The sequence below is a fragment of the Frigoribacterium sp. CFBP 8766 genome, assembly GCF_014841435.1.
In the GTDB taxonomy this organism is placed as follows: Bacteria; Actinomycetota; Actinomycetes; order Actinomycetales; family Microbacteriaceae; genus Frigoribacterium.
On sequence record NZ_JACYTX010000005.1, the window covers coordinates 55,174 to 68,409 of the forward strand.

The following is a 13,236-nucleotide window of genomic DNA, read 5'->3' on the forward strand; positions in this document are numbered from 1 at the left end:
TCACCGTTGACGACCACTGACATCGTGACGATCGCGACGAGGCCACGCCTCGAGCGGCGTCCGCTCCGCAAGATCCTCGCCCGCCCCGAGACGGGCGCCTTCGTCGCCGCGCTCGCGGTGCTCCTGTTCTTCTCCCTCTACACGCCCCAGTTCCTGAGCTTCGCCGGAGCAGGCGTCTGGCTCGAGTCGGCGTCGACGTTCGGCATCATGGCCGTCGCGGTGGCCGTGCTGATGATCGGCGGCGAGTTCGACCTCTCCGCCGGCGTGATGACCGGCTTCTCGGCCCTCATCGTGGGCATCCTCACGACCCACTACGGCCTCAGCATCTGGGTCGCGGTCGTCATCTCGCTCGTCGTCTGCCTCGGCGTCGGCGCCGTCAACGGCATCCTCGTGATGAAGACGGGCCTGCCGAGCTTCATCGTGACCCTCGGCACGTTCTTCGCCCTCGCGGGCATCGACCTCGCCGTCACCAAGATCATCACCGGACAGGTCGCCATCCAGGGCATGACCAAGGTGCCCGCCTACGACTCGATCCAGCCCCTGTTCGGCGCGTCGGTCCAGATCGGCGGCGGCACCTTCTACGTGTCGGTGCTCTGGTGGTTCCTCGTCGCCGCGGCGGCCACCTGGATCCTGCTGCGCACCCGTGCCGGCAACTGGATCTTCGCCGTCGGCGGCGCGCTGAACTCGTCCCGCCAGGTCGGCGTGCCCGTCCTCAAGACCAAGATCGGCCTGTTCATGGGCACGGCCGGCGCCGCCTGGCTGGTCGGCATGATCTCGCTCTTCCGCACCTCCACGGTCCAGGCCAACACCGGCGTGGGCCAGGAATTCATCTACATCATCTGCGCCGTCGTCGGCGGCTGCCTGATGACCGGCGGCTACGGCTCCGCGATCGGCGCCGCCCTCGGCGCGCTGATCTACGGCATGGTCTTCCAGGGCATCACCTTCGCCCAGTGGGACACCAACTGGCTGCGCACGGTGCTCGGCGGCATGCTGCTCGCCGCGGTGCTGCTGAACAACTTCGTCAGGACACGAGCAGGAGGCGGGCGATGAGCACCGACACCACCAGCGACCGCACCGATCGCTCCGACAGCGCCGACGCCCGCGCCGTGCCGCCGCGTGCCGGGGTCGGCACGACGATCGTCGAGGTCCACGACATCGGCAAGAGCTACGGGGCCGTCAACGCCCTCTCCGGGGTCTCGACCACGGTCGCGGCCGGCCAGGTCACCTGCGTGCTGGGCGACAACGGCGCCGGCAAGTCGACCTTCATCAAGATGCTGGCCGGGGCCCACACCCCGAGCGAGGGCGAGCTGCTGCTCGACGGCGAGCCCGTCACCTTCGCCTCGCCGCGGGCCGCCCTCAGCGCCGGCATCGCCACGGTCTACCAAGACCTCGCGGTCGTGCCGCTGATGCCCGTCTGGCGCAACTTCTTCCTCGGCTCCGAGATGACCACCGGGGTCGGCCCCTTCCGTCGCCTCGACGTGAAGGCGATGAAGCAGATCACCTTCGAGGAGCTGGCCCGCATGGGCATCGACCTGCGCGACGTCGACCAGCCGATCGGCACCCTGTCGGGCGGCGAGCGCCAGTGCGTCGCCATCGCCCGCGCCGTCTACTTCGGCGCCCGCGTGCTGATCCTCGACGAGCCGACGGCCGCCCTCGGCGTCAAGCAGTCGGGCGTCGTGCTCAAGTACATCGCCCGCTCGCGCGACCAGGGCCTCGGCGTGGTGTTCATCACGCACAACCCCCACCACGCGTACCCGGTGGGGGACCGGTTCCTGCTGCTCAACCGCGGCATGAGCCTCGGCAACTTCGAGAAGAGCGAGATCACGCTCCCCGAGCTGACGGCCCTGATGGCCGGCGGCGCCGAGCTCGACTCGCTCGCGCACGAGCTCGAGCGCGAGATGCCGGGCTCGCCCGTCGCCCGCGAGCTGGCCGCCGACGCCTCGGAGACGTCTGCGCCGCCGACCGTGACACCGCCGCCGACGACGACCACGGCGCCGCGCAGCTGAGGCCGCGCGGCTGAGGCCGCACGGCCAGGCCCGAGCTCTGCCGATCCGCCGCTGTGGGAGGATCGAGGACCACCGATCAAGAGCGGACATGATGCCTCAGGACGAGCAGCTGCTGCCCCCCGACTTCTTCCTCGGGCTCGATCGCTCCGGCCCCGTCCCGCTGTACTACCAGGTGTCGAACCTCCTCGAGGAGGCCATCCACGACGAGACGCTGCCCGCCGGCGCCCGCCTCGAGAACGAGGTGGCGCTGAGCGCCCGGCTCGGACTCTCCCGACCGACCATCCGCCGAGCGATCCAGGAGCTCGTCGACAAGGGCCTCCTCGTGCGTCGCCGCGGCATCGGCACCCAGGTCGTCCACGGTCGCGTCACCCGCAACGTCGAGCTGACCAGCCTCTACGAGGACCTGGAGCGGACGGGCCAGAAGCCCGAGACGCTGCTGCTCTCGTCGTCCGTCGAGGGCGCCGACGAGAAGACGGCCGAGGCGCTCGGCGTCGAGGTCGGCAGCCCCACGCTCCACCTCGCTCGGATGCGCTCCGCCGACGGCGTGCCCCTGGCCATCCTCGACAACGTGCTGCCCGAGCCGTTCGTCGACCTCGACATGGACTCGCTCGAGAAGCACGGGCTCTACCAGCTGCTGCGCGGACGCGGGGTGACGATGCGGGTCGCGAAGCAGCGCATCGGGGCTCGGTCGGCCACCGCCTCCGAGGCTCGCCTGCTCGACCTGCCCAAGAGCGCGGCCGTCCTGACGATGGGACGCACCGCCTTCGACAACAGCGGGCGCGCCGTCGAGCACGGTCAGCACTGCTACCGGCCCGACCTCTACTCGTTCGAGATCACGCTCGTCGAGCGCTGACGGGCGACGACGCAGGCCGGGCGCGCACGTTCGCGTGCGCCCGGTCCTGCGGCGGGATCGTCAGAACTGACGGGCTGCGACGTCCGCACGAGTCGACGCAGCCAGCAGTTCACGCAGACGGTCAGCCGTGACGGGGGCGGCAGGGGCGGACAGGTAGTCCGCGGTGAAGGCTTCGAGGTCGGCGGCGTAGATCGACGTGTAGGCCCCCGACTCGGGCTCTGCCCGCCACGACTCGGCCAGCGTGCCTGCATCGACGGGCTCGAAGCCGAGATCGTCGACGATGGCCGAGACCTTGCCCTTGGCCTTGGCCTCATCGCCGGACACCGCGAGGGCGGTGCGGGGCGAGGAGTGGGCCAGCGTGGGGATGTGGTGGAACAAGATGTTGTTGAAGGCCTTGATCACGACTGCTCCGGGCAGCATGTCCTGCTCGAGCTCAGCGGTCGTGAGCTCGAGGGCGTCCAGGCGGGCGATCCGGCCGTCCCGATGCGGGTAGTAGTTGCCCGTCGACAGGATGGTCCTGCCCGAGAACGCGTCCCCGGGAAGCGCCTGATACGCGCCGAGCGGAACGGCCAGGACCGGCACGTCCCCGAACTCGACGGCCTCGCGGCTCTCGCCGGCGCGAGCCCGGGGTCCTAGCTCCTCGACGAGGCCTCGGAGCGACTCCGGCCCACGCGAGTTCGCGATCAGGACGTCGTAGCCGGCGGCGACTGCCAGGCGGGCGATGCCACTTCCGATGTCTCCGCTGCCGATGATGCCGATTCGCTTCGTGTCCGTGTCGTTCATCTCTGTCTCCTTCGTGGTGCGGTGGTTCGTGCTCGTGAGGACCCGGGGGACCGTCCTGTCAGTCACGCGGGCCTTCGGGTTGCGGTGTGGACTCCGCCCATCCCGTCCGGGTCAGCGCCGACAGCGCTGTCGCGGTCTCGTCGTCCGCCAGTGCGGCACCGCTCGCCCAGCTCGTCGCCAGCGCCGACAGGAAGAGGTCCCGAGCGCGGACGTCGCCGCGTGCCAGCCCGGCGCGCTGGGCAGCTGCCAGGAACTCGGCCGTCGTGGTCACGAATCCCTCGCAGGTCGTGGCCAGAGGCGACGAACTCGTCGTCGTCGCGGCCCGCAAGGGCTCAGGAAGGCCCTCGTACGCCGCAGCCCACGTGACGACTGCTCTGAGCCAGCCGTCGAGTGCCTGACCAGCGTCGACCGAGTCCTCGCGGAGGCTCTCACGCCTGGCGACCAGCTCCTCGTCACGTCCTGCGAGCAGGGCGGCCAGCAGGGCCTCGCGAGTCGGGAAGTGGCGGTAGAGCGTGCCCGCACCGACGCCCGCACGTTTCGCGATCGCGTCCAGCGAGCCACCGACGCCGTGCTCGACGAAGTGCTCCTCCGCAGTTCCGAGGATGAGGTCTCGGTTGCGCTGGGCATCAGCCCTGGGTGTGCGCCCTGGTGCACTCACGTCGATCGCCACGGGGCCCTCCTCCACAACGGAGACATTCTCCGCCTATAGGAGGAGACTATCTCCGTTTGTGCGGCGTGCACAAATGGAGACATCTTCCGCGGCCTGCGGTCCGTGGCCCGGCCCGCGGCGTCAGCCCAGCAGCGGGCGGCGGGCCGCCGACTGGGTGACGTACTCGTCGTGCGCGCGCTGCGTGCTGGCCATGGTCGACACCTCGGCGACCGGCACGTCCCACCAGCCCTCGCCGCCGGGCGCGTAGAGCAGCGGGTCGCTCTCGACGTGGATCAGCGTCGCGGTGTCGGACGACTTCGCGGCCGCCACGGCCCTGCCCAGGTCGGCGACCGCCTCCGGCCCGGCCTCGATCTCGATGGTCTCGACGCCGTAGCTGCGGGCGTTGGCGGCCAGGTCGACGGGCAGGGTCGCCCCGCTCCCGTCGCGGTACCGGGTGCCGAACCGCTCGGAGCCGACCGTCTCGGAGAGGTGCCCGATCGACGCGTAGCCGTGGTTCTGGATGAGCACGACGATGATCTTGACGCCCTCGGCCACGGCCGTGACGAGCTCGGTGTGCAGCATCAGGTACGAGCCGTCGCCGACCATGACGATCACGTCGCGGTCGGGCGCCGCGCGCCGGACGCCGAGGCCGCCGGCGATCTCGTAGCCCATGCACGAGAAGGCGTACTCGACGTGGTACCCGAGGGCGTCGCGCACCCGCCAGAGCTTGTGCAGGTCGCCCGGCAGCGAGCCGGCGGCCTGCACGACCACATCACGGGGGTCGGAGGCGGCCTGCACGGCACCGATGATCTCGGCCTGACCCGGCAGCGCCAGCCCCGAGGGCTCGAAGGCGCGGTCGACGACGGCGTCCCAGCCGGCCTTCTCGGCGGCCGCCCGCTCGACCCATTCAGCCGGTGCGCGCCAGTCGGCGAACTCGGCGCGCAGGGCGTCGATCGCCTCGCGGGCATCCGCGATCACCGGCAGCTGCGTGCCGTGCTTGTACGCGTCGAACGACGCCACGTTGACGTTGACGAACTGCACGCCGTCGGCCTGGAACGCCGTCCGGCTGGCCGTGGTGAAGTCCGAGTAACGCGTGCCGATGCCGATCACCACGTCGGCCTCGGCGGCGAGGCGGTTCGCGGCGGTGCTGCCGGTCGCCCCGACGGCGCCGAGGTAGCCCGGCTGGTCCCAGACGAGCGAGCCGCCGCCGGCCTGGGTGGTGCCGACCGGGATGCCGGTCAGCTCGACGAGGGCGCGCAGCGACTCCTCGGCCCCCGAGTACAGGACCCCGCCGCCGGCGACGATGACCGGCGACTTCGCGGCGCGGATCGCGGCGACAGCGCGCTCGAGCGGGCCGCGCTCGGGCAAGGGACGGCGCACGTGCCACTCGCGCGGCGCGAGGAACTCGACGGGAACGTCGAGCGCCTCCGCCTGCACGTCCTCGGGCAGGGCGATCGTGACCGCTCCCGTCTCGGCCGGGTCGGTCAGCACGCGCATCGCGGCCAGCGCGATCGAGAACAGCTTCTCGGGTCGGTCGACCCGGTCGAAGAACCGCGACAGCGGCCGGAACGCGTCCGTGACCTGCACGCTCGTGTCGTGCGGCAGCTCGAGCTGCTGCAGCACCGGGTCGGCGACCCGGGTCGCGAACGTGTCGCTCGGCAGCAGCAGGGCAGGCAGCCGGTTCGCGGTCGCCAGCGCGGCGCCGGTGAGCATGTTGGCGGCGCCCGGACCGACGGAGGCGGTGCTCGCGAAGGTGCCCCGCCTCCTGGTCATCCGCGCGTAGCCGACGGCCTGGTGCACCATCGCCTGCTCGTTGCGGGCCTGGTGGTACGGCATCAGGCCCGGCTGCTCGACCTCGAGCTGCGCCAGCGCCTGGCCGACGCCGGCGACGTTGCCGTGGCCGAAGATGCCGAACGTGCCGGCGACGGTGCGCTCGCGGTGGTCGCCGTCGACCGTCCACTGGTTCGCGAGGAACTCGATCAGCGCCTGCGCGACCGTCATCCGCCTGGTGGAGCCCATGTCATCGTGTCCTGTCGTCGTGGCTTCGTCGCCGTGGGTGGTCGTCACGTGGTGGTCGTCGTGCTGGTGGTGCTGGTGCTGGTGCTGCCGCCGGGTGCCCGTCAGGCCCGGCGCTCGTAGGGGAGGCGCGGATCGACGCCCTGCCCCTCCCACGTGCCGCGGACCCAGCCGTGGGCCGGGTCGTCCGAGATGTTCCAGACCCGCTCGGGGTCGGGCCCCGCCATGACGTTGAGGTAGTAGAGGTCGTAGCCGGGGGCCGCGACGCAGGGGCCGTGCCAGCCGTGCGGCAGCAGGGCGACGTCGCCGGTGCGCACCTCGGCGAGCACGTCGATCTCGCCGGCCGGGGACGAGTAGGCGCGGACGAACCCGAACGGATCCGCCTCGGGCGGCGCCTCGCGACCCCGCTCGACCGCGGTCTCGAAGTAGTAGATCTCCTCGAGCCGCGACTCCTGCCCCGGCTGCAGCTCGTCGTGCTTGTGCGGCGGCCAGCTCGACCAGTTCTCGGCGGGCGTGACCACCTCGCAGACGATGAACCGACCGGCGTCGAGCGCCTGGGGCGTGCCGAAGTTGTGCACCTGGCGGCTCGAGCGACCTGCGCCGCGCAGCTCGACGGGCACCTCCTCGCGCCGGACGTGCCGGCTGGGCCGCACCTCCTCGGTGGGCGCCGCGGCCACGGCCACGCGCCCCTCCCCCTCGATCGTCGCGGAGGCGCCGGTCGAGAGGTAGAGGACGTCGGTCGGGCCGTCGAAGACCGAGGGCCGTCCCTCCAGCTGCGTGGTCTCGAGGTCGCCCGAGCCCTGGTGCCGGACGGTGAACGACCCCGACAGCGGGACGACGAGGCGCTCGACGCCGGCTGCGGGCAGCGAGAGCTCGTCCCCTGCCGCGAGCTCGGCGACGCGCAGCCCGGTGTGCTGCCAGCCGTCGATCTCGTCGTCGACGACGGACTCCCAGCCGCCGCGCGCCAGGGCGCCCCTCGGGAACACCGTCTCGTTCTGCGTGGTCATGCCGCGCCTCCTCGTGCTGTGTCGGTCCTGGCGGCTCAGTTCTGCGGGAACCCGAGGTCGACGCCGCCGTGCGACGGGTCGAGCCAGCGCGAGGTGATCGCCTTCTGCTGCGTGAAGAACCGGACGCCCTCGGCGCCGTGGGCCTTCGTGTCGCCGAAGAGCGAGTCTTTCCAGCCGCCGAACGAGAACGTCGCGACGGGCACCGGGATCGGCACGTTGATGCCGATCATCCCGACCTGCACCTCGTTCTGGAAGCGCCGCGCCGCACCTCCGTCGTTCGTGAAGATCGCCGTGCCGTTGCCGAACGCACCGTCGTTGATGAGGGCGACGCCCTCCTCGTAGGAGGCGACGCGCACGATCGAGAGGACCGGTCCGAAGATCTCCTCCGTGTAGGCCCGCGACGTGGTGGGGACCTTGTCGAGCAGGGTCGGTCCGAGCCAGAAGCCCGCGGCGTCGCCGTCGACCTCGACGCCGCGGCCGTCGATGACGACCTCGGCGCCGTCCTCCTCGGCGATCGCGATGTAGGAGGCGACCTTGTCGCGGTGCTGCTCGGTCACCAGCGGGCCCATGTCGCAGCCCCGACGGCCGTCGCCGATGCGCAGCTTGGCCGCGCGCTCCTCGATCTTGCTGATGAGCTCGTCGGCGACGGGCTCCACGGCGACGACGACCGAGATCGCCATGCAGCGCTCGCCCGCCGAGCCGAAGCCGGCGTTGATCGCGGAGTCGGCGACGAGGTCGAGGTCGGCGTCGGGCAGCACCAGCATGTGGTTCTTCGCGCCGCCGAGGGCCTGCACGCGCTTGTGGTTCGCGGTGCCCGTCTCGGAGACGTACCGGGCGATCGGGGTGGAGCCGACGAACGAGACGGCCCGGACGTCCGGGTGCGTGAGCAGCCCGTCGACGGCCTGCTTGTCGCCGTTGAGCACCGTGAAGACACCGTCGGGCAGGCCGGCCTCGGACCAGAGCGCGGCGAGCCAGAGCGCGGCGGAGGGATCCTTCTCGGACGGCTTGAGGACGACGGTGTTGCCGGCGGCGATGGCGATGGGGAAGAACCACATCGGCACCATCGCGGGGAAGTTGAACGGCGAGATGACGCCGACGACGCCCAGCGGCTGCTTCGTCGAGTAGACGTCGACGCCCGTCGACACCTGCTCGGAGTACTCGCCCTTGAGGTGGTGCGCGAGGCCGGTCGCGAACTCGACGACCTCCTGGCCTCGGGTGATCTCGCCGAGCGCGTCGGAGACGACCTTGCCGTGCTCGGAGGTGATGATCTCGGCCAGCTCGCCCTTCTTCGCCTCGAGCAGCTCGCGGAACCGGAAGAGGATCTGCTGGCGCTTGGCCAGCGAGAGGTCGCGCCAGGCGGGGAACGCGGCCTGGGCCGAGGCGATGGCCGCCGCGATCTCGGCGTCGTCGGCGAGGGCGACGTGCTTCGTCACGACGCCGAGCGCCGGGTCGTAGACGGGGGCCGTGCGGCCGGAGGTCGACGGCGACTCGCGGCCGTCGATCCAGTGCGGGACGACGGGCAGGTCGGCGGCGGTGTCGGCAGCGTTCGTCAGGGTGTCAGACATGGTCCTGCTTCTCTTCTCGGGAGGGATCAGCCGTGCACGAGCGCGGCGGCGGTGTCGACCGCGGCGACCACGTCGCCGTCGGCCGGGTACAGCAGGGTGCGGCCGACGACGAGGCCGCGGACGCCGGGGAGCCCGAGCGCGGCCTCCCACGACGCGTAGGTCTCGTCGGGGCGGCCCGACGGGTCGCCGCCGAGGAGGAGGGTCGGCAGCGTCGTCGACGCCATCACCCGCTCCATCTCGGGCACGACGGGCAGCTTCAGCCATGACCAGGCGGACGTGGCACCGAGGCCGGAAGCGATCGCGACGGACGTGACCACCGCCTCCGGCGTGAGGTCGTTCTCGACGGCACCGTCGACCCAGCGGCTGACGAACGGCTCGAGCATGATCGGCACCTGTGCCGCCGCGGCGGCGTCCACCGCCCGGGCGGTCGACTCGAGGGTGGCCGCGGTCGCGGCGTCGCCGAGGTTGATCCTGATCAGCAGCTTGGCGAAGTCGATGCCCGACGCGACGATGCTCGGGACGTCGTAGCCGGTGAACCGGTCGTCCATCTCGAACGAGGCGCCCTTGAGGCCGCCGCGGTTCATCGAGCCGACCACGACCTTGCCCTCGAGGGCGCCGAGCAGGGCCAGGTCCTCGATGACGTCGGGCGTGCCGAGCACGCCGTCGACGCCGGGTCGCGAGAGGGCGGTGACGAGGCGGGTGAGCATCTCGTAGCGGTCGGCCATCGCCGCGGGGTCGTCGCGGACGCCGAGCGCCCCACGGGCCGGGTGGTCGGCCGCGACGATGAAGAGGCGGCCGTCGTCGGCGAGCAGCGACCGGCGAGCGCGGTCGCGCACCCGGGGCAGCACGGTCTGCGGGGCGAAGGTGCGGGCGTGGCGCAGCGCCTCGAAGTCGAGGGAGGCGGTGGTGGGGCTGGCGGGGCTGGCGGTGGTGACCTCAGGCGTCGACATGGGCGATGCTCCTCACGATCTCGTCGACCTCGGCGGTCGAGGGCATGGCGGTCGAGCACTCGCGGCGGCTGGCGACGATCGCGCCGGCGACGTTGGCGAAGCGGAGGACGTCCCGCAGCGACCAGTCGTCCTGCAGCAGGCCGTGGCAGAGCGCGCCGCCGAAGCCGTCGCCCGCGCCGAGGCCGTTGACGACCTCGACGAAGTGAGGGGGCACCTCCACGGTCTCGTCGCGGGTCTTCGCGAGCACGCCGCGCGGGCCCTGCTTGACGATGGCCAGGTCGAGCCCGCGGTCGAGCAGCGCGTCGGCGGCCCGGTGCGGGTCGGTCTCGCCGACGGCGATCTCGCACTCCTCGCGGTTGCCGACGGCGACGCTGACGTGCTCGAGGGCGAGGGACACCTCGCGCCGGGCGTCGTCGGGCGACGACCAGAACATGGGCCGGTAGTCGAGGTCGAGGATCGTGAGCGGTGTGCGTCCGCGTGCCTCCCAGGCAGCGTGGTGGGCCGTCCGGCTCGGGTCCTCGGAGAGCCCGGTGACGGTGGCCCAGAAGATGCGCGCGCTGGTGATGGCGTCGAGGTCGAGCTCGTCAGCGTTCACGACCATGTCGGGAGCCTTGGGCGCCCGGTAGAAGTAGAGGGGGAAGTCGTCGGGCGGGAAGATCTCGCAGAACGTGACCGGGGTGTTGAGGTCGGGCACCGTGCGGACGAACCGGGTCGAGACCCCGAGGCGCTCGAGCTCGCCCGAGACGAAGCGGCCGAAGGGGTCGTCGCCGGTGCGGGTGACGATGGCGGTGCGGAGGCCGTGCCGGGCGGCGGCGACGGTCACGTTCGCGGCGCTGCCGCCGAGGTACTTGCCGAACGTCTCGACCTGCTCGAGGCCGACGCCGTCCTGCAGCGGGTAGAGGTCGACGCCCGAGCGTCCGATGGTGACGAGGTCGAGGGGCGCGGACGTCGCGGAGGTGGTGGTGTCGGTCATACGTCGCTGTACACCTTGCTGATCGTGGAGTCGGGCCCGCCCTGTCGCGGCCCCCATGTGCTTACATATGAACATAGCGCACGACCGTCGAGAAGTCACGGCCGCGCCCTAGAGTCGAGTGACCCACACGTCCCAGCTCGACGGGAGCGACATGGCACTCCGCATCACCTCGGCCACCTCGAAGGTCGGCGTCGTCCTCGTGGCGGTCGTCCTCGGCTTCGCCCTCGGGTTCTTCGCGATGTTCCTGCTCGGCCCCACGGCCGGGGCCCTCACGCTCCTGGCCGTCACCGTCGCCACGGTCGTCTTCTGCGGGCGCACCTTCCGGGCAGAAGACGAGCCGACCGCCCCTCCTCGTCCCGCGTGGCGCCTCACCGGCGGGACGACCTCGAGCGTCGTGATGGCAGGGTTCTTCATCCTCCAAGGGCTGAGCACGGTCCTCGCCCTGGCCGCCGGCGACGACGGAGCCGCCGTCGCGGTCATCTCGGCCCTGGTCTACGCAGCCCTCGCCGCTGCGTACGTCCTGTCGGCGGTCACGCAGCGGGCAGGCCGACTGCGCGAGCGGAGCCCTCGCCTGGGCTGAGTGTCCGCTCGTCGGCCGACGAGGCGAACCGGCCCGGCGTCGTCCCGAGCACCCGCCGGAAGTGCCGTGTGAGGTGCGCCTGGTCGTGGAAGCCGACGGCGGCCGCGACGTCGGCCGGGCGAGCACCCCCGACCAGCAGCCCGCGGGCGAGGTCGACGCGACGGCTCGTGAGGTAGCGGTGCGGGGCCAGGCCGTAGGTCGCCGAGAACGACCGCGACAGGTGGGCGGGATGTGCGCCGAGCACCCTGCCTGCCTCGGCGAGGGTCAGGCCGGCGGGGACGTCGCTCTCGAGCAGGTCCCGCAGCCGACGTGCCAAGGAGGCGTCGCGCACCGGAGCAGGCCCGCCCGACCCAGCCCGCACCTCCTCGGCGACGGCGACGAGCGCCGCCTCGGCGGCGAGTTCCTCCCCCGCCGTGGCCAGCGCGCGGTGCGCCCGGCGGGTCGCGGCGAGGAGGTCGGCGCGTGCCGGCCGGTCGACCGCGGCACCGGCCAGCGACTCGGGCATCCAGGACGCGTCGAGGTAGACGACGCGCTTGCGGAAGACCGTGGCGCCCGGGGCGGCCCGGCCGTCGTGGGCCACGCCCGGCGGCAGCAGGGTCGCCGAGGTCGCGTCGGCGATCCGGCGTCGGCCGCCGAGGTCGTAGACGACCGCGCCCTCGTCGACGAGCATGAGGGCCCAGTCGGCGTGGGCGTGCGCCGGGTAGGCGTGGTCGGTCATGCGGGCGTGCAGCACCTCGCGCACCCCGGGCACGGACGGGTGCCACGCGTGGAGCGAGGTCGCGTCCGTCATGCGAGGAACGTACAAGACGAGCGGCCCGGCTGCAGCCGATCATCGGGAGATGAGCGATGAACCCGTCCGATTCCCGACCCGCGTGGCTCTGGTGCTGCGCGACGACCTCGAGCCCTGGCAGGTGGCGAACGTCGCCGCGTTCCTCGCCAGCGGCGTCGCCTCCGATCCCTCGCTGGCCGGCGACGCCTACGTCGACGCTGACGGGACCTCGTACGCGCCCCTCCTGGGCCAGCCGATCGTGGTGCTCGAGGGCGACCGCGAGGTGCTGAGGGGCGTCCGCTCCCGTGCGGTCGCCCGTGAGCTACTCACGGCCGTCTTCGACGCCGGGATGTTCAGCACCGGCCACGACGCGGCGAACCGCGAGGTGGTCGCCGCGGCGGCCGGCGACGACCTCGACATCGTCGGGGTCGCCGTCCACGGCGCCAAGAACCAGGTCGACCGCGTCCTCAAGAGCGTGCGGCGGCACCGCTGACCGCGGCTCGAGCCCGCCGGTCGCGCGGGGAGGCGTGCCGTCCTGTTCTGAGCATCCCGTCGCGTCCCGGCGAGACGGCATGCTCAGAACGGGACGGAACACGACGCACTCGGCGGACCCGCCCGCTACCCTCTCAGCCATGTCCGGAGACCGTGTCCTCGCCCCCGAGCCGCCCGCCGACGGGTCGAAGCCCAAGGGCCCCGCGTCGTACTTCGCGAGCATCGAGAAGACCTACGGGCGCCCGGTCCAGGAGTGGCTCGACCTCGTCAGCGAGCGTCTCGACCACGACGCCCACATGCAGGTCGTCGCGTGGCTGAAGTCCGACCACGGCATGGGCCACGGCCACGCGAACGCGATCGTCGCGTACGTGCGGGCCGCCCGCGCCTGACCGGGAGACCGCCCTGTCGCCGAATGCCGAAAGGTGACACGACCTGGAGATGATCTTTCCTCGATCGAGCGGATGACCTTAGGCAACAGGATGGTAACGGGCCCCTCGGGGGCGCGAACCGACTCGTACGGTGGGACACAGGGCCCCACGACCACCTGGTCACCGGGCTCGTGGGGGCGAGCACGAGGCTCGCGTCGATCATCC

Annotated in this window: 14 protein-coding genes; 6 read left to right on the plus strand and 8 right to left on the minus strand. The window is 72.0% G+C overall.

Annotation, left to right across the window (positions count from 1 at the left end; translation table 11 throughout):
* The first annotated feature begins 6 nt into the window (after positions 1-6).
* The 3 genes from IFT90_RS13835 to IFT90_RS13845 all read left to right on the plus strand — a co-directional run bounded on the left by IFT90_RS13835 (position 7) and on the right by IFT90_RS13845 (position 2,859).
* Positions 7-1,050, plus strand: a complete 1,044-nt coding sequence (locus IFT90_RS13835; RefSeq protein ID WP_123548806.1) for an ABC transporter permease — start codon at positions 7-9, stop codon at positions 1,048-1,050.
* The gene (locus IFT90_RS13840) at positions 1,047-2,006 is read left to right on the plus strand and encodes an ATP-binding cassette domain-containing protein (protein ID WP_192042814.1); all 960 of its coding nucleotides are present in this window, start codon (positions 1,047-1,049) and stop codon (positions 2,004-2,006) included. The genes IFT90_RS13835 and IFT90_RS13840 overlap by 4 nt, the downstream gene beginning before the upstream one ends.
* A gap of 91 nt (positions 2,007-2,097) precedes the next feature.
* On the plus strand, positions 2,098-2,859 hold the full coding sequence (locus tag IFT90_RS13845; RefSeq protein WP_192042884.1) for a GntR family transcriptional regulator: 762 nt from the start codon (positions 2,098-2,100) through the stop codon (positions 2,857-2,859).
* 60 nt (positions 2,860-2,919) lie between these two features.
* Here the strand turns inward: IFT90_RS13845 and IFT90_RS13850 are convergent, their stop codons facing one another.
* The 7 genes from IFT90_RS13850 to iolC form a co-directional block, all read right to left on the minus strand.
* Positions 2,920-3,708 (minus strand): NADPH-dependent F420 reductase, encoded by a 789-nt coding sequence (locus tag IFT90_RS13850; protein ID WP_371812323.1) that lies wholly within the window; start codon positions 3,706-3,708, stop codon positions 2,920-2,922.
* The gene (locus IFT90_RS13855; protein WP_192042816.1) at positions 3,701-4,312 is read right to left on the minus strand and encodes a TetR family transcriptional regulator; all 612 of its coding nucleotides are present in this window, start codon (positions 4,310-4,312) and stop codon (positions 3,701-3,703) included. The genes IFT90_RS13850 and IFT90_RS13855 overlap by 8 nt, the downstream gene beginning before the upstream one ends.
* 120 nt (positions 4,313-4,432) lie before the next feature.
* On the minus strand, positions 4,433-6,310 hold the full coding sequence (gene iolD / locus IFT90_RS13860) for a 3D-(3,5/4)-trihydroxycyclohexane-1,2-dione acylhydrolase (decyclizing) (RefSeq protein WP_192042817.1): 1,878 nt from the start codon (positions 6,308-6,310) through the stop codon (positions 4,433-4,435).
* Positions 6,311-6,411: 101 nt separating this feature from the next.
* The gene (iolB, locus tag IFT90_RS13865; protein ID WP_192042818.1) at positions 6,412-7,314 is read right to left on the minus strand and encodes a 5-deoxy-glucuronate isomerase; all 903 of its coding nucleotides are present in this window, start codon (positions 7,312-7,314) and stop codon (positions 6,412-6,414) included.
* 35 nt (positions 7,315-7,349) lie between these two features.
* Positions 7,350-8,879, minus strand: coding sequence for a CoA-acylating methylmalonate-semialdehyde dehydrogenase (locus tag IFT90_RS13870; RefSeq protein WP_305798576.1), 1,530 nt, complete (start codon positions 8,877-8,879; stop codon positions 7,350-7,352).
* Positions 8,880-8,905: 26 nt separating this feature from the next.
* Positions 8,906-9,829, minus strand: coding sequence for a class I fructose-bisphosphate aldolase (locus tag IFT90_RS13875; RefSeq protein WP_192042819.1), 924 nt, complete (start codon positions 9,827-9,829; stop codon positions 8,906-8,908).
* The gene (gene iolC, locus IFT90_RS13880) at positions 9,816-10,802 is read right to left on the minus strand and encodes a 5-dehydro-2-deoxygluconokinase (protein ID WP_192042820.1); all 987 of its coding nucleotides are present in this window, start codon (positions 10,800-10,802) and stop codon (positions 9,816-9,818) included. Before iolC ends, IFT90_RS13875 begins: the two co-directional genes overlap by 14 nt.
* A gap of 118 nt (positions 10,803-10,920) precedes the next feature.
* Here iolC and IFT90_RS13885 point away from each other — a divergent pair, with 118 nt between their 5' ends.
* A complete protein-coding gene (locus IFT90_RS13885; RefSeq protein ID WP_192042821.1) occupies positions 10,921-11,382 on the plus strand; it encodes a hypothetical protein in 462 nt (153 codons plus the stop codon).
* Here the strand turns inward: IFT90_RS13885 and IFT90_RS13890 are convergent.
* Entirely contained in the window at positions 11,333-12,172 is an 840-nt protein-coding gene (locus IFT90_RS13890) for an AraC family transcriptional regulator (RefSeq protein ID WP_192042822.1), read from the minus strand. The genes IFT90_RS13885 and IFT90_RS13890 overlap by 50 nt on opposite strands.
* Before the next feature lie 49 nt (positions 12,173-12,221).
* Between IFT90_RS13890 and IFT90_RS13895 the strand changes: the two genes are divergently transcribed.
* Positions 12,222-12,644, plus strand: a complete 423-nt coding sequence (locus IFT90_RS13895) for a DUF2000 domain-containing protein (RefSeq protein WP_192042823.1) — start codon at positions 12,222-12,224, stop codon at positions 12,642-12,644.
* 139 nt (positions 12,645-12,783) lie between these two features.
* Positions 12,784-13,032: a DUF4287 domain-containing protein gene (locus IFT90_RS13900; protein ID WP_192042824.1), complete on the plus strand. Its 249-nt coding sequence runs from the start codon at positions 12,784-12,786 to the stop codon at positions 13,030-13,032.
* Positions 13,033-13,236 lie beyond the last annotated feature (204 nt).